The organism is Streptomyces angustmyceticus, assembly GCF_040701845.1.
GTDB lineage: Bacteria > Actinomycetota > Actinomycetes > Streptomycetales > Streptomycetaceae > Streptomyces > Streptomyces angustmyceticus_A.
Genome location: NZ_JBFBHQ010000034.1, coordinates 1 through 21,196, shown reverse-complemented (window position 1 = coordinate 21,196; position 21,196 = coordinate 1). Strand labels below are relative to the sequence as shown.

18 protein-coding genes are annotated in these 21,196 nt (G+C 72.1%); 8 read left to right on the top strand and 10 right to left on the bottom strand.

The genetic code is table 11. The features are described 5' to 3' along the window. The first annotated feature begins 141 nt into the window (after positions 1-141). Positions 142-1,083 carry an RluA family pseudouridine synthase gene (locus tag AB0411_RS35270; protein ID WP_366421325.1) on the top strand — a complete coding sequence of 314 codons (942 nt, stop codon included), beginning with the start codon at positions 142-144 and terminating at the stop codon, positions 1,081-1,083. Between the two features lie 103 nt (positions 1,084-1,186). Next, a complete protein-coding gene (locus AB0411_RS35265; RefSeq protein WP_366421324.1) occupies positions 1,187-2,782 on the top strand; it encodes a Na+/H+ antiporter in 1,596 nt (531 codons plus the stop codon). 24 nt (positions 2,783-2,806) lie between these two features. On the opposite strand, the gene AB0411_RS35260 is transcribed toward AB0411_RS35265, so the two are convergent. Further along, positions 2,807-3,895 (bottom strand): mechanosensitive ion channel family protein, encoded by a 1,089-nt coding sequence (locus tag AB0411_RS35260; RefSeq protein WP_366421361.1) that lies wholly within the window; start codon positions 3,893-3,895, stop codon positions 2,807-2,809. A gap of 112 nt (positions 3,896-4,007) precedes the next feature. Between AB0411_RS35260 and AB0411_RS35255 the strand changes: the two genes are divergently transcribed. Then, the gene (locus AB0411_RS35255; protein WP_366421323.1) at positions 4,008-4,619 is read left to right on the top strand and encodes a dienelactone hydrolase family protein; all 612 of its coding nucleotides are present in this window, start codon (positions 4,008-4,010) and stop codon (positions 4,617-4,619) included. Between the two features lie 34 nt (positions 4,620-4,653). Here the strand turns inward: AB0411_RS35255 and AB0411_RS35250 are convergent, their stop codons facing one another. The 6 genes from AB0411_RS35250 to AB0411_RS35225 form a co-directional block, all read right to left on the bottom strand. Next, entirely contained in the window at positions 4,654-6,297 is a 1,644-nt protein-coding gene (locus tag AB0411_RS35250) for an alkaline phosphatase D family protein (protein ID WP_366421322.1), read from the bottom strand. 89 nt (positions 6,298-6,386) lie between these two features. Continuing rightward, the gene (locus AB0411_RS35245) at positions 6,387-7,325 is read right to left on the bottom strand and encodes a thioredoxin domain-containing protein (RefSeq protein ID WP_366421321.1); all 939 of its coding nucleotides are present in this window, start codon (positions 7,323-7,325) and stop codon (positions 6,387-6,389) included. 46 nt (positions 7,326-7,371) lie between these two features. Then, complete coding sequence (locus tag AB0411_RS35240; RefSeq protein ID WP_366421320.1) at positions 7,372-8,082, bottom strand: hypothetical protein; 711 nt, start codon at positions 8,080-8,082, stop codon at positions 7,372-7,374. 121 nt (positions 8,083-8,203) lie between these two features. Beyond that, on the bottom strand, positions 8,204-9,052 hold the full coding sequence (locus tag AB0411_RS35235; RefSeq protein ID WP_366421319.1) for a thioredoxin domain-containing protein: 849 nt from the start codon (positions 9,050-9,052) through the stop codon (positions 8,204-8,206). 98 nt (positions 9,053-9,150) lie between these two features. After that, the gene (locus tag AB0411_RS35230; protein WP_366421318.1) at positions 9,151-9,810 is read right to left on the bottom strand and encodes a hypothetical protein; all 660 of its coding nucleotides are present in this window, start codon (positions 9,808-9,810) and stop codon (positions 9,151-9,153) included. Between the two features lie 112 nt (positions 9,811-9,922). Then, a complete protein-coding gene (locus AB0411_RS35225; protein WP_366421317.1) occupies positions 9,923-11,281 on the bottom strand; it encodes a DUF2252 domain-containing protein in 1,359 nt (452 codons plus the stop codon). A 233-nt stretch (positions 11,282-11,514) separates the two neighbouring features. Between AB0411_RS35225 and dnaE the strand changes: the two genes are divergently transcribed. Next, entirely contained in the window at positions 11,515-15,066 is a 3,552-nt protein-coding gene (gene dnaE / locus AB0411_RS35220; protein WP_366421316.1) for a DNA polymerase III subunit alpha, read from the top strand. Between the two features lie 77 nt (positions 15,067-15,143). Here dnaE and AB0411_RS35215 read toward each other — a convergent pair whose 3' ends face one another. Next, on the bottom strand, positions 15,144-15,323 hold the full coding sequence (locus AB0411_RS35215) for a hypothetical protein (RefSeq protein ID WP_366421315.1): 180 nt from the start codon (positions 15,321-15,323) through the stop codon (positions 15,144-15,146). Positions 15,324-15,595: 272 nt separating this feature from the next. Here AB0411_RS35215 and AB0411_RS35210 point away from each other — a divergent pair, with 272 nt between their 5' ends. From AB0411_RS35210 to AB0411_RS35195, 4 genes are all read left to right on the top strand, one after another. Further along, the gene (locus AB0411_RS35210) at positions 15,596-16,903 is read left to right on the top strand and encodes an NYN domain-containing protein (protein WP_366421314.1); all 1,308 of its coding nucleotides are present in this window, start codon (positions 15,596-15,598) and stop codon (positions 16,901-16,903) included. 161 nt (positions 16,904-17,064) lie between these two features. Continuing rightward, positions 17,065-17,997 (top strand): ABC transporter ATP-binding protein, encoded by a 933-nt coding sequence (locus AB0411_RS35205; protein WP_366421360.1) that lies wholly within the window; start codon positions 17,065-17,067, stop codon positions 17,995-17,997. A 79-nt stretch (positions 17,998-18,076) separates the two neighbouring features. Beyond that, positions 18,077-18,892 carry an ABC transporter permease gene (locus AB0411_RS35200; RefSeq protein WP_366421359.1) on the top strand — a complete coding sequence of 272 codons (816 nt, stop codon included), beginning with the start codon at positions 18,077-18,079 and terminating at the stop codon, positions 18,890-18,892. 68 nt (positions 18,893-18,960) lie between these two features. Beyond that, entirely contained in the window at positions 18,961-19,608 is a 648-nt protein-coding gene (locus AB0411_RS35195) for an ABC transporter permease (protein ID WP_366421313.1), read from the top strand. A gap of 51 nt (positions 19,609-19,659) precedes the next feature. Here AB0411_RS35195 and ybaK read toward each other — a convergent pair whose 3' ends face one another. Together ybaK and AB0411_RS35185 are read right to left on the bottom strand one after the other, a co-directional pair. Further along, positions 19,660-20,154 (bottom strand): Cys-tRNA(Pro) deacylase, encoded by a 495-nt coding sequence (gene ybaK, locus AB0411_RS35190; RefSeq protein WP_366421312.1) that lies wholly within the window; start codon positions 20,152-20,154, stop codon positions 19,660-19,662. 66 nt (positions 20,155-20,220) lie between these two features. Beyond that, a complete protein-coding gene (locus tag AB0411_RS35185) occupies positions 20,221-20,967 on the bottom strand; it encodes an LON peptidase substrate-binding domain-containing protein (RefSeq protein WP_366421311.1) in 747 nt (248 codons plus the stop codon). Between the last annotated feature and the right edge of the window lie 229 nt (positions 20,968-21,196).

The following is a 21,196-nucleotide window of genomic DNA, read 5'->3' as shown; positions in this document are numbered from 1 at the left end:
CCGTACACAAGGACTGAGTGCCCCGGGCGGGGGCCGTTGGTGGTGGCGGTTGAGGGGCTGTGGTCCGGCTTGCGGTCCGGGCTCGGGGCCGGGGTCCGGGCGTGGGGCAGGGCACCGTGGTGCGACTGCCATACTCGTGGGGTGAGCACCATTCCCGAGATCCGCACCCTGCCCGTACCGGACGGCCTGGAGGGCGAGCGCGTCGACGCCGCGCTGGCCCGGATGTTCGGCTTCTCCCGTACGAAGGCGGCCGAGCTCGCCGCCGCCGGCAAGGTCCGGGTCGACGGCTCCGAGGTGATGAAGTCCGAGCGGGTGAGCGGCGGCGCCTGGCTGGAAGTCGAGATGCCGCAGGCCGCGCCGCCCGTGGAGATCGTCGCCGAGCCCGTCGAGGGCATGGAGATCGTGCATGACGACGACGACATCGTCGTGATCGTCAAGCCCGTCGGCGTCGCCGCGCACCCCAGCCCCGGCTGGACGGGAACGACCGTCATCGGCGGCCTGGCCGCGGCCGGCTTCCGCATCTCCACCTCCGGTGCCGCCGAGCGCCAGGGCATCGTGCACCGCCTCGACGTCGGCACCTCCGGCCTGATGGTGGTCGCCAAGTCCGAGCGCGCCTACACCCTGCTCAAGCAGCAGTTCCGCGAGCGCACGGTCGACAAGCGCTACCACGCCCTGGTCCAGGGCCACCCGGACCCGATGAGCGGCACCATCGACGCCCCCATCGGCCGGCACCCCCAGCACGACTACAAGTGGGCGGTGACGGCCGAGGGCAAGGCCTCCGTCACGCACTACGACCTGATCGAGGCGTTCCGCGCGGCCAGCCTGCTCGACATCAAGCTGGAGACCGGCCGCACCCACCAGATCCGGGTGCACATGTCCGCGCACCGCCACCCCTGCGTCGGCGACCTGACCTACGGCGCCGACCCCACCCTCGCCAAGCGCCTCGGCCTCACCCGGCAGTGGCTGCACGCCATGCGGCTGGGCTTCGAGCACCCCTCGGACGGCCGCTGGGTCGAGTTCGAGAGCGCCTACCCGGACGATCTGCAGCGCGCCCTCGACACCGTCCGCGACGAGAGCAGCTGACGCGGCGGGTAGCCGGGCGGGAGGCGACACGGCGGGCGGGGGCCGGTGACGTGGCACGCTGGGGTCGGCAAGTGATCGAATCCGACCCCGGAGCGCCGACACCGTGGACCAGCTGGCTCTGATCTTCGTCCTGTTGCTCGGAGCCGTCGTCATGGTTCCGGTCGGCGACCGGCTGGGGCTCCCGTCTCCGGTGCTGATGACCCTGGTCGGCGCCGTCCTGGCCCTGCTGCCGTTCGTGCCCAATGTCGAGGTGCCGCCCGAGTTCATCCTGCCGGTGGTGCTGCCGCCACTGCTCTACGCGGCGGTGCAGCGCACCTCCTGGCGGCAGTTCACCGCCAACCTGCGGCCGATCTTCCTGCTCGCCGTGGCGCTGGTCTTCGCCACCACCGCCGCGGTCGCCGCCGTCGCCCAGGCGGTGGTGCCGGGGATGCCGGTGGCCGCCGCCGTGGTGCTCGGCGCGCTGGTCGCCCCGCCCGACCCGGTGGCCGCGACCGCCGTCGCCGGCAAGCTCGGGCTGCCCCGCCGGCTGGTCTCGATCCTCGAGGGCGAGGGGCTGTTCAACGACGTCACCGCCATCGTGCTGTACCACGTCGCGCTCGCGGCGGCGGTCAGCGGAACCTTCTCGGTGCCGGCCGCGATCGGTTCGCTGGTGCTCTCCGCGGTGGTCGCCATAGCGGTCGGCCTGGGGCTCGGCTGGGTCACCAACAAGCTGATGGGGCTGCTCGGCGACCCGACGCTGCAGATCGGCCTGACGCTGCTGGTGCCGTTCGTCGCCTACGTCCTGGCCGAGGACTTCCGCGGGTCCGGTGTGCTCGCGGTGCTGACCTGCGCGCTGTTCCTGGCCGAGTACGCGGTCGACCCGGACGACGTGATGGGGCGGCTGGCCGGCTACACCTTCTGGGAGGTCGTCGACACCCTCGTCACCGGGGTGGCCTTCGGGCTGATCGGCCTGGAGCTGCACAACATCTTCGGAGCGGCCTCCCACCGCTGGGGCCAGCTGCTCGGCGCCGGCGCCGCCGTCGTCGGAGTGGTGGTCGGCGTCCGGCTGCTGTGGCTGCTGCCCGCCGCCTGGCTGGCCAAGCGGATGCACAAGCGCCGCGACTACGACGAGGAGATCCCGATGAGCTGGCGGGAGACGCTCATCATGTGGTGGTCGGGGATGCGCGGGGTGGCCTCGGTGGCGCTGGCACTGGCCATTCCGTACAGCGTCGACGGCGGGGACGACTTCCCGGTCCGCGACGACATCCTCTTCATCGCCTTCGCGGTGGTGCTCTCCACCCTGATCATCCAGGGGCTGACCCTGCCCTGGCTGGTGCGCCGGCTGCGGGTGCGGGCGGACACCGACGCGGTCGACGCGCTGGAGCGGGAGCTGGCGCTCCGGGTGATCAAGGCGTCCAAGCGGCGGCTGAAGGAGATCCTGGAGGTCGAGGAGCTGCCCGACGAGGTCAGCGAACAGCTGGCGCGGCGGGCGCACGACATCGGGGCCCGGATCGCGCCGGACATCGTCGACGACGAGCGGCGCGAGCTGTTCGAGAAGCGCATCACCCGGATGAAGAAGGTGCAGCGCATCCAGGGCGAGATGCTCTCCGCCGCCCGGCACGAGGTACTGGCGGCGCGCAGCGAACCGGGCGCGGACCCGGAGATCGTCGACCGGGTGCTGCGGCACCTGGACATGCGCAGCCTGCGGGGCGCGCCCTAGCGCCGCAGGGTCCGGGCGCGGGGCTCAGCCCGGCAGGGACCGGGGGCCCGGCTCCTTGCCGAGGGCCGGTGCGGAGGTGCCCGGCGCCGGCGCCGTGGCGATCCGCGGCAGCGCGTAGGAGTGCTCGGCCTGCAGCCACTCCAGCAGGCGCTCGCGTACCTCGCAGCGCACCGTCCACAGGGCGTCCGAGTCCCGGGCGGTCACCAGCGCCCGCACCACGATCGTGGTCGGTGTGGTGTCGGTGACCACCAGGCTCCAGGACCGGCCGTCCCACTCCGGGCACTCCTGGAGGATCTCCAGCAGCCGCTGGCGCATCTTCTCCACCGGCGCGCTGTGGTCGAGGTGAAAGAAGGCCGTGCCGGTCATCTGGGCGCCGCCGCGCGACCAGTTCTCGAACGGCTTGCCGGTGAAGTACGACACCGGCATCGTGATCCGGCGCTCGTCCCAGGTCCGCACGGTCAGGAAGGTCAGGGTGATCTCCTCGACGGTGCCCCATTCGCCGTCGACGACGACGGTGTCACCGATGCGCACCATGTCGCCGAACGCGATCTGCAGGCCGGCGAAGAGGTTGCCGAGGGTGGACTGGGCGGCGATACCGGCGACGATGCCCAGCAGCCCGGCCGACGCCAGCATGGACGTGCCGACCGCCCGCATCGCCGGGAACGTCAGCAGCATCGAGGCGGCCGCGACGACGATCACCACGGCCGTCACCACCCGCTGGATCAGCGTCACCTGGGTCCGTACCCGCCGCACCCGCGCCGCGTCCCGGGCGCCCGCCGCGTAGCGCGAGTACGAGGACTCGACGATCGCCGCCGCGGCCCTCACGACCAGCCAGGCGGTGGCCGCGATCAGGACCAGGGTCAGCGCCTGCCCGATGCCCGCCTTGTGCTTCTCGACGGACTCCAGACCCGTATGCTCGAACGAGCCGCGCAACAGGGCCGCGCAGAGCACCACTTGCAGCGGTATCCGGCAGCGGCGCAGCAGCCCCCACAAGGGGGTCTCCGGGTGGGCGGCGTCGATCCGGCGCAGCGCCCGGTCGGCGAGCCAGACCAGGACGAGCGCGAGCAGGACCGCGCCGCCGATCACGACGACCGGACGCAGGACGTCCTCCAATGACACGAGTCTCCTCCTCCATGGGGTGCGAGGGGCCGTGGTGTGCTGGTACCCGGTCCCCGCGACCGTAACTGGCAGGATGGGGCGAGATCGATCCGACCCCAGGGAAGTGATGTCAGTGCCGCCCGCCTCCGAGTCCCCGACCAGCGGACTTCCGACGATTGTGCTGTTTCATTCGGTGTGCGGGCTGCGTCCCGCGGTGCACGCCGCGGCGGACCGGCTGCGCGCCGCGGGGCACGAGGTGATCGTCCCCGACCTGTTCGACGGCCGGACCGCCGACTCGGTCCCGGACGGCATCCTGATCAAGGACGAGATCGGCCGGGAGGAGCTGCTCAAGCGCGCCGTCACGGCCGTGGCGCCCTACTCCGACCGCGGTCTGGTCTACGCGGGCTTCTCCTTCGGCGGCTCGGTCGCGCAGAACCTCGCGCTGGGCGACGAGAAGACCCGCGGGCTGCTCCTGCTGCACGGCACCTCGGACATCGCGGACGACGCCGTCGCCGACGACCTGCCGGTGCAGCTGCACGTCGCCGACCCCGACCCGTACGAGCCGCACGACTGGCTGAACGCCTGGTACCTCCGGATGCGCCGGGCCGGCGCGGACGTAGAGGTCTTCCGCTACGCCGGCGCCGGCCATCTCTTCACCGACCCCGAGCTGCCCGACTACGACGCGGAGGCGGCGGAGCGCGCCTGGAAGGTGGCGCTGGGCTTCCTCGCCGAGCTGTGAGCCGGCGGGCCGGGCGGGTCCGGGCGGGCCTCCCCTAGACGAGCGGCTGTTCGGCGCGCTCCATCTGCTGGGTGCCGGAGCGGGTCCGGTAGGAGCGCAGCAGGGTGCTGGTGGCGTTCGGGTCGGTCTTGTCGGAGATGCCGAAGTAGTCCATCTGGGTCCGCTCGGCGTCGATGTCCAGGACCCCGTAGCCGTGCGAGTCCATGTCCAGCCACTTCACATGCCGGTTGGCGGCCTTGATGGCGGCGACCCCGGCCAGGGAGACCGTGTGCGGGGCGACGTGCAGGAAGTCGTCCACGTTGTCGGAGGTGACGGACGTGACCACGAACTCCGTCGCCACCGCGTGGTCGGCCGGGTAGGTCGCCGCCTTGAGCGGCACCTCGTTGGCCCAGGCCATGTGGATGTCGCCGGTCAGGAACACGGTGTTGTCGATGCCGCGGTCGCTGAGGTGGCTCAGCAGCTCGTGCCGGTCGTCGGTGTAGCCGTCCCACTGGTCGGTGTTGATCGCCAGGCCCTCCTTGGGTATCCCGAGGATCTCGGCGAGCGGGCCGAGCAGATGGGCGGGGACGGCGCCGAAGGCGACCTGCGAGATCATCACCGAGGTGCCGACCAGCCGCCAGGCGGTGTCCGAGCGCTCCAGTCCGGACTTGAGCCAGTCCAGTTGGGCCCGCCCGGTGATGGTGCGGCCGGGGTCGTCGACCGCGCCGCTGCCCGTCTTGGCCTGGGCGTCACGGAACGAGCGCAGGTCCAGCAGGTGCAGGTCGGCGAGGGTGCCGAAGCGCAGCCTGCGGTAGGTGGTGCCGGCGATCGAGGGCCGCACGGGCATCCACTCGAAGTAGGCCTGCTTCGCCGCGGCCATCCGCGCGGACCAGGGGCCCTCGGTCTCCGGGGTGTGGTTCACCGCGCCGCCCTTCCAGGCGTTGTCGGCGAACTCGTGGTCGTCCCACATGGCGATGACCGGGTGCGTGGCGTGCATGGCCATCGCGTCCGGGTCGGTCTTGTGGACGCCGTGCCGGATGCGGTAGTCGGCGAGCGTCAGCAGCTCGTGGGCGGGGGTGTGCGGGCGGACGACGTACTTGAAGTCCGGGTACTCGCCGGACTTGTACTCGTAGAGGTAGTCGCCGACGTGCAGCACCGCGTCCAGCTCGGTGCGGGCGGCCAGGTGCCGGTACGGCGAGAAGTAACCGGACTCCCAGTTGGCGCAGGAGACCACGCCGAAGCGGATGTTGCCCGCCGCGGTGCCGGGCGCGGGGGCGGTACGTGTCCGGCCGACGGGGGAGTGCTGCCCGTCGACGGTGAAGCGGTAGTAGTAGTGGGTGGCCGGGCGCAGGCCGCGGACGTCGGCCTTGACGGTGTGGTCGGAGGCGGCGGAAGCGGTCAGGGTCCCCCGTGCGACGACGGACGCGAAGCCCTTGTCGCTCGCCACCTGCCAGCTCACCTTGGTGGCCGGTCCGCGGCCGGAACCGGGGGTCGCCGACGCGGTCGGCGTGACCCGGGTCCACAGCAGGACGCCGTCCGGGAGCGGGTCCCCGGAGGCGACTCCGTGCTGGAAGAACGTGCCCTGGTCCGCGGCCCCTTGGGCGTGTGCGGTGGCGGCGCCGGCGAACGGCAGAAGAGCGGCGGTGGCGGCTACGGCCGTGACGGCAGTGCGGCGCGAGATCTGGTCATGATCGGTCACGGCCGATCACCTTACTGGCCGGTAAGCGAACCCGGGAGGGCGATTCCCGGTAACTCCGGGAATTCGCCCGCCCGTTGTCCGAAAGACACTCAGTGGGCGCCCGAGGGGTCCTTTTCGCCCTCGCGGATGCCCTTCGCGCCACCTTCGCCCGTGCTGCCGCCCTTGCCCGGGTCGCCGCCCGCCGAGCCCTTCGCCGGACCGAACTCGCTGTCGATCATCTTCTTGAAGTTGGCCTGCGCCAGCTGGTTGTACTGCGCCTGGGTCATCTGCCGCCGCGGGACCTCCGCCATCTCCAGCTTCTTGTCGCCGTGCATGAAGGTGGGGGTGGCCCGGACGCCCTTGCGGCCGAACAGCGCGGTCATCTCCATCGCCCAGCGGTCGTACGTGCCCTTCTTGACCGCCGTGGCGAACGCCTTGTCGTTCTTCAGCTCCGGCACCTCGGAGGCGACCTTGAGCAGCTCGGAGTCCTTGGCGTAGAGGTCCTCGCGCTCGTCGGGGTGGTACTTCGCGGAGTACAGCGCCGACTTGTACTTCAAGAAGGCCTCGGGGCCGACGTTCAGCGCCGCGCCGAGCGCGCTCAGCGCGTTCTTCGAGCCCTCGCCGCCGGCCGCCCCGTCGATGAACGTGTACATGGAGAAGCGGACCCGGTACCGGCCGTCCTCGATGTCCTTGATCAGGACCTTGCCGCTGCTCTGCTCGAAGGCCGCGCACGCCGGGCAGCGGACGTCCTCGAAGACCTCCAGCGTCTGCTTCGCCTTCTTGTCGCCTATCAGGATCTCGGTGCCGTTCTTGCCCTGGGTGTGCGCGGGCGTGACGAGCTCGGCCTCCTTGGCGGCCTCCCAGCCCTTGGGCTCGTTGGCCTTCATCACGAAGTAGCCGATGCCGCCGGCCACGGCCAGGACGCCGATCACCGCGGCCGTAGCGGTCAGTTGGCGGCGCAGCTTGTCCTTCTTCTTCTGGCGTTCCCGCTCGGCCCGGATGCGTTCGCGGGCCGCGGTCTTGTTGGCCGGGGTGTTGCGGTTGCTCATGGGTGGTCTCGTCCCCTCGAGGGTGGTGCCGTCGTCTGCGGGCTGGTCAGGCGGTGGCCCCACGGGGCGGACCCCGGCGCCGTACGCAGTGCAGGAGGAGGGGGAGCGGGCGGGACGGCGGCAGCGGGTGCAGCGGCCGGATCCGCCGGCGGGGCGGGAGGACGGCGCCGGCCGCCGCGGCCGCGAGGCGCAGCGGGCGGAAGGCGCCGGCCGCGGCGGCGCGCAGCAGGGCGTCCAGGGCGGCATCGCCACGGTGCAGCCAGGCCGCGGCCAGCAGGCCGACCGCGACATGGGCGGCGAGCAGCAGCCAGGGGGCCGCCGCCGGAACGGCCGGTGGCAGCGGCACGCCGGGATGGGCGGCCAACCGGGCCAGCGGAGTGCCGAATTCGCCGCCGCCGCACAGCAGCTCGACGCCGACCGACCGCAGCGGGCCGGTGACCGGGCCGCCGGCCGGGCCGTAACAGGTGTGCTGCCCGGCGGTGAAGACGGTGTCGGCGGTCAGCTCCAGCGGGACCAGGAGCGCGGCGACGGCGCCGAAGCCGCGCGTCCGGCCGGTCAGCGCATAGGCCGCGGCGAAGACGCCGGCGCCGGTGGCCGCGACCGGAGCGGGCGGCAACGGGGCGTGCGAGAGCAGGACATGGGAGGCGGCGGACAGGGTGGTGCACAGCACGGTGAACAGTGCCGCGCGCACCGCCCTGAGCTGAACCCCCGGCGCGGCCGCCGGCCGGGTCCCGGGGCGTACTCCCCTCGCCTGCATGCCGGGAGTCTGCCATGTGCACGGCATGAGCCCGGGTCAAGATTTGGCATCGGCCGGCGTGCACGGAGCACACCGGCCGGGAGCCGTGGGACGCGGCCCGCCCGGGGGCGGGCCGCCCGCGTCACTTCTTCAGTGCCTTGTCCACCATGGAGTTGAAGGCGGCCACGCTGGACGGCGCCACCTTGCCCTGCGGGCTGTCCGTGCCCAGCACCGTGTCGTCGAGCTTGATCGTCGGGGTGCTGGTGACGTCCTTGACCGCGCTGAAGGCGTCGGACATCTCCAGCGCCCACCGGTCGTACGTACCGGACTTGACGGCCTTCTGGAAGGCCGCGTTGCCCTTGAGCGCCGGGACGGTGTCGGCCACCTTGATCAGGTAGCTGTCGTCGGCGAACTTGTCCGGGCCGGTCTCGTCCGGGTGGAACTCCTTGGAGTACAGCGCGTACTTGTACTTCAAGAAGGCGTCCGGGCTGACGTTCAGGGCCGCGCCCAGTGCGCTCAGCGCCTCCTTGGAGCCGGTGCCCTTGAGGTTGGCGTCGAGGAACGTGCCCAGGTGGTAGGACGCCTTGTACTTGCCGTCCTTGATGTCCTTCTCGACGGTGGCCCCGACGTTCTGCTCGAAGGCGGCGCAGCCCGGGCAGCGCGGGTCCTCGAAGAGGTTCAGGGTGTTCTTGGCGTCCTTCTTGCCGACGACGACGGTGGTGCCGTTCTTGCCGCTGGTGTTCTGCGGCTTGACCAGCGGGGCCTTCGCGGCCTTCGCCCAGTCGCCGCTGCCCCCGCTGCTGGCCGAGCTGCCGCTGTCCATGGTGGAGACCGCGACCCCGATGCCACCGGCGACCGCCAGGACGCCGACGATGGCGCCGCCGACGATCAGCTGCCGGCGGATCCGGTCCTTCTTCGCCTGCCGCTCGCGTTCGGCGCGCAGCCGCTCGCGGGCTGCCTGCTTGTTGGCCTGGCTGTTGCGGTTGCTCATGACTGTTCCTGCTCCGTGAAAGTTCCGTGGGACGTGGTGCGTGCTGAGGAGGGCGTACGCGCGCGGTGCGGGCGTACGCGGGCCGCGTGGCCGAAGGCTCAGGCGGCGAGCACGCAGGGCGGCCCGCGGCGCACGACGCAGTGCACCAGCAGGGGGAGCGGGCGGGCCCGGCGCCCGGACCGTCCGGGGGCGGGCGCGGGGCGGCGCGGTGCGGCGGCGGCGCCGACGACCGCGACGGCGATCAGCAGCGGGCGGAAGGCGAAGCCCGCCACCGCGCCCAGCAGCCGGCCCAGCGCGGCCTCGCCGCGGCGCAGCCAGCCCGCCGCCAGCAGCGCGGTGCACACATGCGCCACGAGCAGCACGAGCCAGGCGGCCACCGGGGCGGCGTCCTCGTGGGAGAGCCGTGCCAGCGGTGAGCCGACGGGGTCGCCGCCGCACAGCAGGTCCACGCCCAGGGAGCGCAGCGGGCCGGTGACCGGGCCGCCGGCCTCCCCGTAACAGGTGTGCTGCCCCAGGCTGAAGACCAGGTCGGCGGCGAGCTCCAGGGGGACCAGCAGCGCCGCGATCCGCCAGTAGCCGCGCTCCCGGCCGGCCAGTGCGTAGGCGAGGGCGAAGACGGCGGCACTGAGCGCGGCGACGGTGGTCAGCGGCAGCGGCATACGGGACAGCAGCACATGCGACGCCGAGGACAGCGTCACGCACAGCGCCGTGAAGAGCGCCGCGCGCAGTGCCCGCAGGTGTGCCGCCGAGATGTCCATTGCAGCCGAGTGTGCCATGGGGCGGGATAAGCGGCGGCTAAGGGGTTCCGGAGCCGTACGCACCACCTCACGCGGTGCGTACGGCGCACGTCGGAATCCGTCCCGGCGCCCCCTACAGGCCCGGGATCCGGCCGTTGCGGAAGAGGTCCACGAAGATCTGGTGGTCGGCCCGGGCGCGGGCGCCGTAGGCGTGCGCGAAGTCCACCAGGAGGGCCGCGAAGCCGTCCTCGTCGGCCGCGATGGCCGCGTCGATGGCCCGCTCCGTCGAGAACGGCACCAGCGAGTGGCCGCTCTCGTCGTCGGCGGCGGCGTGCATGGTCGCGGTGGCCCGGCCCAGGTCGGCGACGACGGCCGCGATCTCCTCCGGGTCGTCGATGTCCGACCAGTCCAGGTCGACGGCGTACGGCGAGATCTCGGCGACCAGCTGGCCGGCCCCGTCGAGTTCGGTCCAGCCCAGCCACGGGTCGGCGTGGTCCTGCAGGGCGCGCTGCGAGATCACCGTGCGGTGGCCCTCGTGCTGGAAGTAGCCGCGGACCGCGGGGTCGGTGATGTGCCGGGAGACGGCCGGGGTCTGGGCCTGCTTCATGTAGATCACGACGTCGTTCTCCAGGGCGTCGCTGTTGCCCTCCAGCAGGATGTTGTACGAGGGCAGCCCGGCCGAGCCGATGCCGATGCCGCGGCGGCCCACCACGTCCTTGACGCGGTAGGAGTCCGGGCGGTCCAGGCTCGACTCCGGCAGCGTCTCCAGATAGCCGTCGAAGGCGGCGAGGACCTTGTAGCGGGTCGCCGCGTCCAGCTCGACGCTGCCGCCGCCCGGCGCGAACCGCCGCTCGAAGTCGCGGATCTCCGTCATGGAGTCCAGCAGCCCGAACCGGGTCAGCGAGCGGGCGTCGCGCAGCGCGCCCAGCAGCGGGCCCTCGGCGGTGTCGAGCGTGAAGGGCGGCAGCTCGTCCCGGTCGGAGCTCTTGGTCCCCGAGGCGAGGGCGTGGATGCGCTCCCGGTAGGCGGCGGCGTAGGTGCGCACCAGGTCGGTGATCTGCTTGTCGCTGAGCGCCTTGGCGTAGCCGATCAGCGCGACCGAGGCCGCGAACCGCTTGAGGTCCCAGGTGAAGGGCCCGACGTACGCCTCGTCGAAGTCGTTGACGTTGAAGATCAGCCGGCCCGTGGAGTCCATGTAGGTGCCGAAGTTCTCGGCGTGCAGATCGCCGTGGATCCACACCCGGCCGGTCCGCTCGTCCAGGTACGGGCCGCTGTCCTTGCCGCCGTCCTCCTGCGCGGCGTCCAGGTCCCGGTAGAACAGACAGGCCGTGCCCCGGTAGAAGGCGAAGGCGGAGGCGGCCATCTTCCGGAACTTCACACGGAAGGCCGCGGGGTCGGCGGCGAGCAGCTCCCCGAAGGCGGTGTCGAAGACGGCGAGGATCTCCTCGCCGCGCTGCTCGGCGTCCTGCGCCGGGGCGTGCTGGGACGGCATCGCTGGGTGCCTCCTGAGGTGCGGAAGGGGTACGGGGAACCGTGGCGGAGCCCGTCGCGGATCTGCCACTGACAACGCGCGAGGCTACTCGTCGGTGCCCGCCGGTTGTCAGTCAGGAGTCGTAGACTTCGAGACCGTCTCATCCATCCGTCGCCGGCCGCCCCCGCGTGGTCCGACCGCCGCCCCCCGCCGAGGCGCTCTGCGCCGATTCGTACCTCTGGAGGTCCTCCGCCGTGGCAGCCTCGTCCAGGCCCCCCTTCACGCACCTGCATGTCCACACCCAGTACTCACTGCTGGACGGTGCGGCGCGGCTGTCGGACATGTTCAAGGCGTGCAACGAGATGGACATGACGCATATCGCCATGTCCGACCACGGCAACCTCCACGGCGCGTACGACTTCTTCCACTCCGCGCAGAAGGCCGGGGTGACGCCGATCATCGGCATCGAGGCGTACGTGGCGCCGGAGTCGCGGCGCAACAAGCGCAAGGTCCAGTGGGGCCAGCCGCACCAGAAGCGCGATGACGTCTCGGGTTCGGGTGGTTACACGCACAAGACGATCTGGGCGGCGAACAAGACCGGTCTGCACAACCTCTTCCGGCTCTCCTCGGACGCCTACGCCGAGGGCTGGCTGCAGAAGTGGCCGCGGATGGACAAGGAGACCATCGCCCAGTGGTCCGAGGGCCTGATCGCCTCCACCGGCTGCCCCTCGGGTGAGCTGCAGACCCGGCTGCGGCTCGGCCAGTTCGACGAGGCACTGAAGTCCGCCTCCGAGTACCAGGACATCTTCGGCAAGGACCGGTACTTCCTGGAGCTGATGGACCACGGCATCGAGATCGAGCGCCGGGTCCGCGACGGCCTGCTGGAGATCGGCAAGAAGCTCGACATCCCGCCGCTGGTCACCAACGACTCGCACTACACCTACGCCCACGAGTCCACGGCGCACGACGCCCTGCTGTGCATCCAGACCGGCAAGAACCTCTCCGACCCGGACCGCTTCCGCTTCGACGGCACCGGCTACTACCTCAAGTCCACGGACGAGATGTACGCCATCGACTCCTCGGACGCCTGGCAGCAGGGCTGCGCCAACACCTTCCTGGTCGCCGAGCAGATCGACACCAGCGGGATGTTCGAGAAGCGCGACCTGATGCCGAAGTTCGACATCCCGGAGGGCTTCACCGAGGTCACCTGGTTCCAGGAGGAGGTCCGGGCCGGCATGCAGCGCCGCTTCCCGGGCGGGATCCCCGAGGACCGGCAGAAGCAGGCCGAGTACGAGATGGACATCATCATCCAGATGGGGTTCCCCGGCTACTTCCTCGTCGTCGCGGACTTCATCATGTGGGCCAAGAACAACGGCATCGCGGTCGGCCCCGGCCGTGGCTCCGCGGCCGGCTCGATCGTGGCGTACGCGATGGGCATCACCGACCTCGACCCGATCACCCACGGACTGATCTTCGAGCGGTTCCTCAACCCCGAGCGCGTCTCCATGCCCGATGTCGACATCGACTTCGACGAGCGCAGGCGCGTCGAAGTCATCCGGTATGTCACGGAGAAGTACGGCGCCGACAAGGTCGCCATGATCGGCACCTACGGCAAGATCAAGGCCAAGAACGCCATCAAGGACTCCGCGCGCGTCCTGGGCTACCCGTACGCCATGGGCGACCGCCTCACCAAGGCCATGCCCGCCGACGTCCTCGGCAAGGGCATCGACCTCGACGGCATCACCAACCCCGAGCACCCGCGCTACAGCGAGGCGGGCGAGATCCGGGGGATGTACGAGAACGAACCGGACGTGAAGAAGGTCATCGACACCGCCAAGGGCGTCGAGGGCCTGGTCCGTCAGATGGGTGTGCACGCGGCCGGCGTGATCATGTCCAGCGAGCCGATCGTCGACCACGCCCCGGTCTGGGTGCGGCACACCGACAACGTCACCATCACACAGTGGGACTACCCCCAGTGCGAGTCGCTGGGCCTGCTCAAGATGGACTTCCTGGGCCTGCGCAACCTCACCATCATGGACGACGCCGTCAAGATGGTGCGGAAGAACAAGGGCGTCGAGCTGGAGATGCTCACCGTCCCGCTGGACGACCCCAAGACGTACGAAATGCTCTGCCGCGGTGACACGCTCGGCGTCTTCCAGTTCGACGGCGGCCCGATGCGTTCGCTGCTGCGGCTGATGAAGCCCGACAACTTCGAGGACATTTCCGCCGTCTCGGCGCTGTACCGCCCCGGCCCCATGGGCATGGACTCGCACACCAACTACGCGCTGCGCAAGAACGGCCTCCAGGAGATCACCCCGATCCACCCGGAGCTGGAGGAGCCCCTCAAGGAGGTCCTCGGCCTCACCCACGGCCTGATCGTCTACCAGGAGCAGGTGCAGAAGGCCGCCCAGATCATCGCCGGGTACTCCCTCGGCGAGGCCGACATCCTCCGCCGCGTCATGGGCAAGAAGAAGCCCGAGGAACTCGCGAAGAACTTCGTGCTCTTCCAGGAGGGCGCCCGTAAGAACGGCTTCTCCGACCAGGCCATCCAGGCCCTGTGGGACGTCCTGGTCCCGTTCGCCGGCTACGCCTTCAACAAGGCGCACTCCTCCGCGTACGGCCTGGTCACCTACTGGACCGCCTACCTCAAGGCCAACTACCCGGCCGAGTACATGTCCGCGCTGCTGACCTCGGTGCGCGACGACAAGGACAAGTCGGCGGTCTACCTGAACGAGTGCCGCCGCATGGGCATCAAGGTGCTGCCGCCGAACGTCAACGAGTCCGAGGCCAACTTCGCCGCCCAGGGTGACGATGTGATCCTCTTCGGCCTCACCGCGGTCCGCAACGTCGGCCAGAACGTCGTCGACTCGATCATCCGCTGCCGCAAGGCGAAGGGGAAGTACCTCTCCTTCCCCGACTACCTCGACAAGGTCGACGCGGTCGTCTGCAACAAGCGCACCACCGAATCACTGATCAAGGCCGGCGCCTTCGACGAGATGGGCCACACCCGCAAGGGCCTGACGGCGCACTACGAACCGATGATCGACAACGTCGTCCAGGTCAAGCGCAAGGAGGCCGAGGGGCAGTTCGACCTCTTCGGCGGCATGGGTGACGACAGCGCGGACGAGGGCCCCGGCTTCGGCCTGGACGTGGAGTTCTCGGACGTCGAGTGGGACAAGACCTACCTCCTCGCCCAGGAGCGCGAGATGCTCGGTCTCTACGTCTCCGACCATCCGCTCTTCGGCCTGGAGCATGTGCTCTCCGACAAGGCGGACGCCGCCATCGCCCAGCTGACCGGCGGCGACTACTCCGACGGTTCGATCGTCACCATCGGCGGCATCATCTCCGGCCTGCAGCGCAAGATGACCAAGCAGGGCAACGCCTGGGCCATCGCCACCGTCGAGGACCTGGCCGGCTCCATCGACTGCATGTTCTTCCCGGCGACCTACCAGCTGGTGTCCACCCAACTCGTCGAGGACACCGTGGTCTTCGTCAAGGGCCGCCTCGACAAGCGGGAGGACATCCCGCGGCTGGTGGCCATGGAGATGATGGTCCCCGACCTCTCGGAGGCCGGTACCAACGCCCCCGTGACGATCACCATCCCGACGGTCAAGGTCACCCCGCCGATGGTCGAGAAGCTCGGCGAGGTGCTCAGCAGCCACCGCGGCTCCACCGAGGTGCGGATCAAGCTCCAGGGCGCGCGCAAGACGACCGTGCTCCGGCTGGACCGCCACCGGGTCACGCCCGACCCGTCGCTGTTCGGCGATCTGAAGGTGCTGCTCGGCCCGTCCTGCCTGGCGGGCTGACCCGCCGGCGCCGGCCCTTTCCGCCCCGAGGGGCGCGCCCGTCGCGGACGCGCCCCTCAACCTCTGTACGGCGGGGATCAGTTGTGACCGAAGCGCCGCTGGTGCTTACGCGCAACATCTGCCGGGCTGCCCTGCGCCTGCGACCGCGACTGGGACTGTGCCTCCAGGCTCGCCTTCTGGGCCTCCTGCTGGCCGCGCTCGGCCGCGGATGCCATCTTCTGCTGCTGACTGCGGTCCTGCTTCTTGTCCTTGGCCATGACCGTGCCTCCTGAGGGGGAATCCGGGATCGGGGCCGGAACCAGACTTACACGCGGGACAGAGCGCTGCATTTCGGGCAATTACCCTGTGTTAAGCGGGTGATCACGCGCTGTACTCAAGATCCCCGCCGAATCCGCCACGCCGATGATCGAGTTCGGGCAGATAACGCCCGTAGGGTCGGGCAGACTCGAAGCACAGCCGAAGAGAACTCGTGCCACGCGCCGAGCCGGGGGGCGACCGGACATCAGCACCTCAGGGAAGAGGGTGGATCGTGGATCGCTGCGTCGTCCTGGTGGACGCCGGGTATTTGCTCGGTGCCGCGGCGAGCCTGCTCGCCGGAGAGCCCGCCCGCTCCCGGATCACGGTGGATCACGCCGCCCTCATCCAGGGCCTGCGCCAGCGCGCCGAGGCGGACACCGAGCGGCCGCTGCTGCGGATCTACTGGTTCGACGGCGCGCCCGACCGCGTCCCGCAGCCGGAACACCGTCGGCTGCGGGTGATGCCCCGGGTCACCGTCCGGCTGGGCGCCCTCACCCGCAGTGACGGGCGCTGGGCGCAGAAGGGCGTGGACGCGGCGATGCACGCCGAGCTGACCGAACTCGCCCGTAACCGCGCCTGCTCCGACATCGTCCTGGTCACCGGCGACGGCGACCTCCTGCCCGGCCTGATGTCGGCGAAGGAACACGGCGTCGCGGTCCACCTGTGGGCCGTCCAGGCCGCGGACGGCGACTACAACCAGTCCGAGGACCTGGTCGCCGAGGCCGACGAGCGGCGGGTGCTGGACCGGACCTGGATCACCCGCGCGGTCCGCGCCAAGGAGCTCGGCGGCCCCTGCGCGCCGCCGCCGGTACCGCGCCCCGAGATCGCCGCGATCCTCTCCGCCCCGCTGCCCGAGTCCGCGGTCGCGGCCGCTGCCGCGGCGGCCGCCGCCGCGTCCGGCCCGGAAGCCGCCGAGCATGCTCATGAGCACAGCGGCGCCAACGGCGTCGCCCGGCCGCCGGCCGGCACCCAGGGCGCACCGGCCGCCGGCGACGAGGCCGGCGCGGCGGGATCCCGGGGCGTCCCCACCCCCAAGGACCTGGCCGGGCTCGGCCGGGCCCACGCCGCGGGCCAGGCGGCCGCCGCCACCGGCGGCTCCGCCCCGCAGCCCCCGGCCGGCGCCACCCTGCGCTGGTCGTCCGACAAGGGCTGGGTCGAGCGCGGCGGCCCGGTCGGCGAGCCCTCGGAGACCGCGGCCCTGCCCACCCTCGCCCAGCTCACCAGCGCCGAGCAGCGCTGGGCCGACCGCGAGGAGGACATCACCGCCGTCAGCGGTGACCCCTTCGAGGTCGGTCAGGTCTTCGCCCGCCGCTGGACCGACCGGCTCTCCGACACCACCCACCTCCAGCAGCTGTCCACGGAGTACCCGCGCATCCCGCACCGCATCGACGGTGAACTGCTGCGCTACGCCGCCCGGTTCGGGCTGCTGGCCCACAAGGACGACCAGATCGACGAGCACGACCGTTATGCGATCCGGGCCGGATTCTGGCGCGAGGTCGACCTGCGCACGGCCGCCGAGCACGCTCCGGCCGGGGACTGACCGCCCGGCGGCACCCCGCCCCGGCCCGCCCGCCGGAGCCCCGCGGCCCGGAGGCGGCCCGGGGACGCGTACCCTCATAGCTCGTGAGGACGGGCGCAAAACAGGTGGAGCGCGGGGTGCCGGTGTGCGCCGTGCGGGACCTGGTCAAGACGTACCCCGCGATGCGCGGGCGCCGCGGGGCGGCACGGCCGTCCGCCGTACGCGCCAACGACGGCATCACCCTGGACGTGCGCCGCGGCGAGATCTTCGGGCTGCTCGGCCCCAACGGGGCCGGCAAGTCCACTCTGGTCCGCCAGCTGACCGGGCTGCTGCGCCCGGACTCCGGCAGCATCTCCGTCCTGGGCCACGACCTGGTGCGCCACCCGGAGCGGGCCGCCCGGCTGCTGGGCTACCTGGGGCAGGAGTCCACCGCCCTGGACGAGATGACGGTCGCGCTGGCCGTGGAGACCACCGGCCGGCTGCGCGGCCTCGGCGCCCGCGAGGCGCGCGCCGAGCGGGACGAGGTGATCGGCGAGCTGGGCCTCGACGGCCTCACCGGACGGGCGCTGAAGAAGCTGTCCGGCGGGCAGCGGCGCCTGGCCTGCCTGGCCACCGCGCTGATCGGCGAGCGGCCGCTGCTGGTGCTGGACGAGCCGACCACCGGGATGGACCCGGTCGCCCGGCGCGCCGTGTGGGCCGCAGTGGACCGGCGCCGGGCCGAGCGCGGCGCCACGGTGGTGCTGGTGACCCACAACGTCCTGGAGGCCGAGAGCGTGCTCGACCGGGTCGCGGTGATCGACCGGGGCCGGGTCATCGCCTGCGACACGCCCGGCGGGCTGAAGGAAATGGTGAGCGAGGAGGTCCGGCTGGAGCTGGTGTGGCGCGACCGCCCGCCGCTGGAGGTGCCGGAGGTCGCCGCCCTCGAAGCCGACGCGCACACCTCGGGACGCCGCTGGACGCTGCGCCTGCCCGCCGACCGGGCCCGGTCCGCCGTCGCCGCGGTCACCGCGGGGCCCGCCTTCGCGGCCCTGGACGACTTCACGCTGGCCACGCCCAGCCTGGAGGACGTCTACCTGGCCCTGGGGGGCCGGGCGGAGGGGCTGGTCAAGGCGTGACGGGCGTGAACGGGGACGGGCACGGCGGACGTATGGAGTACCGCGGGGGCAGCGAGGAAGGCTGGGTGACAGGGTGAGTGTGGTTCCCGCGCAAGCGGTGGCCGGGGCGGTCCCGGAAGCGGGCGCGCGCCCCGGGGAGGCCGCCCCGCTGGCGCCGCGCGCCCGCCTGGTGCCCGCGCTGGGCGCCGTCTACCGGGCCCAGCTCTCCCGGGCCCGGGTCGCCCGGATCCCGCTGCTGTTCGTCGCCACCTTCCAGTCCATCGGGATCATGGTCCTGCTGCGCGGGGTGGTCGACAGCGGTGACCCGGCCCGGTCCGTGGTGTCCGGGTCCAGCGTGCTGGTCGTCGCGTTCGTCGCGCTCAACCTCCTCGCCCAGTACTTCGGCCAGCTGCGGGCCGGCGGCGGGCTCGACCACTACGCGACGCTGCCGGTGCCGCCGGCCGCCGTGGTGCTGGGCGCCGCCGCCGCGTACGCCTCGTTCACCGTGCCGGGGACGGTGGTCACCGCGGTCACCGGCTGTGTGCTCTTCCAGCTGCCGATGGGCCACCTGTGGGTGCTGGCCGCCGTGCTCCCGCTCGCCGGGGCGGCGCTGGCCGGTCTCGGCGCGGCCCTCGGCCTGCTCGCTCCCCGGCCCGAACTCGCCACTCTCTGCGGACAGTTGGGGATGTCGGCGGCGCTGCTGCTGGGCGTGCTGCCGGCCGAGAGGATGCCCGAGGCGATCGGCTGGGCCCGCGATCTGCTGCCCTCGACCTACGGGGTGGAGGCGCTGGCCCGCAGCTTCGACCCGCATCCCGACTGGGTCGCGGTCGGCGCGGACCTGGGCGTGTGCGCGGCCGTCGGCGTGCTCTCGCTGGCCGTCGCCACCTGGGCGTACCGCCGGGCGGCGGCCCGATGACGGGCGCCACCCCGCCGAACGGCCGTCCTGCTTCCGGTTCCACCGGCCCCACCTGGCACGATGACGGGGTGACCGCACCGCTGACGCCCCCCGACAACCAACCGCCCGACGAGCCGCAGCACCCCGCGGCCGCGCCCGCCGCCGACCACGGCGGCCCGGTCGGCCCCGAACTGGCCCGTGAGCTGCGCGAGGGCGCACTGATCGCGCTCGTGGTCGCGGTGAGCGGCGTCCTGCTCGGCGTGCTGTGGAACTGGCTCGCACCGCACATCCCGCTGATCGCGGACACCCGCAACGTCTACCTCAAGAACACCGAGGGCGAGGAGGCGATCGGCGCCGACGGCACCTTCGTCCTGCTGTCCCTCGGCTTCGGGGTGCTCACCGCCGCCGCGGTCTTCCTCTTCCGCAGGCGCGGCGGGATCCCGCTGGTCGTGGCGCTGGTCGTGGGCGGACTGCTCGGCGCCGTGCTGGGCTGGGTGACGGGCATGTGGCTGGGGCCCACACCGGACGTGGCCGCGCACGCCAAGCAGGTCGGCCCCGGGGTGACCTTCAACGGCCCGCTGCGGCTGCAGGCCAAGGGTGCCCTGCTGGCCTGGCCGATCGCCGGGATGCTCACCCAGCTCGCGCTGACCGGACTGTTCGGGCCGCGCGACCCGGAGCCGGAGGCCCCGCACTGGCCCGGGGACGGGCACCCGCCGCAGCCGCCCGAAGCGCACTGACCCCAGCAGACCTCCGGGGCGGCCGGCCCACCGGCCGCCCCGCAGCGCGTCTCAGCCCCGGGCGATCGGCGCGAGGTGCGCCCCCGTGAGCGCCACCAGATCCGCCGGCGACAGCTCGACCTCCAGGCCGCGCCGCCCCGCCGACACACAGACCGTCGGCCGGCCCTCGGCCGAGGCGTCCACGACCGTGCGCAGCCGTTTGCGCTGCCCCAGCGGCGAGATCCCGCCCAGGACGTAGCCCGTGCTGCGCTCGGCCGCCGCCGGGTCGGCCATCGTCGCCCGCTTACCGCCCACCGCGGCCGCCAGCGCCTTGAGGTCCAACGACCCCGACACCGGGACCACGGCGACCGTCAGGGTGCCGTCGACGTCCGCCAGCAGCGTCTTGAACACCTGGTCGGGCGCGACACCGAGGGCCTCGGCGGCCTCCTCGCCGTACGACGCGGCGGCCGGGTCGTGCGCGTAGGAGTGCGTGGTGAACGCGACGCCCGCCGCGGTGAGGGCGGCCGTGGCCGGGGTGCCGACGGACTTCTTGGACTTCTTCGCCACCGTCTTCGTGCCTCGTGTGGGGTCGGGCCGGGCGGACACTGCGGTCGTCCGGGGGCGGCCGGTCGGTCAGTTGGGGCTGGTCGGCTGCCGGGTCAGGTCCACCGCCGGCAGCGACGGGAGCTTACCGAGCAGCGCCGACTCCTGGCGAAGCAGTTTCAGCTCCTGCCCCAGCCGGGACGCGGTGTCCGGCGCCTCCAGCAGCCGCTGCTTGGCGGGCACGTCCAGCACGGCCGCGGCGGCCACCAGGTACGACAGCACCGACGGGTCGGCGGGCAGGTCCTGCCCGCTCGACAGGGTCCGCTCGTTCGCCCAGGCCAGCCGCTTCTGGTAGGTCCGAAAGGCCCGCACGACGCCCGAGGCGAGCGCGCCCGCGCCCTCCCCCTCGCTGTCCTCCAGCTCCTCCAGCTCGCCGGTCAGATACGGCCCCGAGGCGTCCACCGACAGCAGCCGGAAGCGGGTGGTGCCGGTGGCGAGGATCTCGTAGCCGGTGTCGTCGTCGGACGACTTCTCCCGGATGGTCGCCGCGTCGGCGATGCAGCCCACGGTGTGGAACGCCTGCATCGGGTCGTCGCCGAAGCCCGCCGCGGGGCCGTCCGCCGACGGCAGCGTGGCGTCCGGCATGCCCTGTGCGGTGGCGGCGACCTCACGGCCGTCCCGGATCGCGATCACGGCGAAGCGGCGGTCGTCCTCGGGCACCGCGCTCAGATCACGCATCATCGCCCGGTACCGCGCCTCGAAGACGTTCAGCGGGAGCACGAGTCCCGGGAACAGGACCGAGTTCAACGGGAAGAGCGGTAGGCGCAGGGAGGTCACAGCCCGCAAGCCTAGACGCTGCGCTGGGCCGTGCTCCCATGCGGGCGGGGAATACGTGGGGGGCGTTCGCTGCGCTTTGCTTGCGGCCCACGTTTTTGGCTTTCCCGCCGTGGGGGTTGCTCGCCGTTCTTCGCCCGCTGCGGTGCCGCTGCGCGGGGCCGGGTGCGGTGGGTTGCGCCTGCGGCGGGCGGGTCCGCTGCGCGGGGCTGTGGGTGCGGTGACGGGCCTG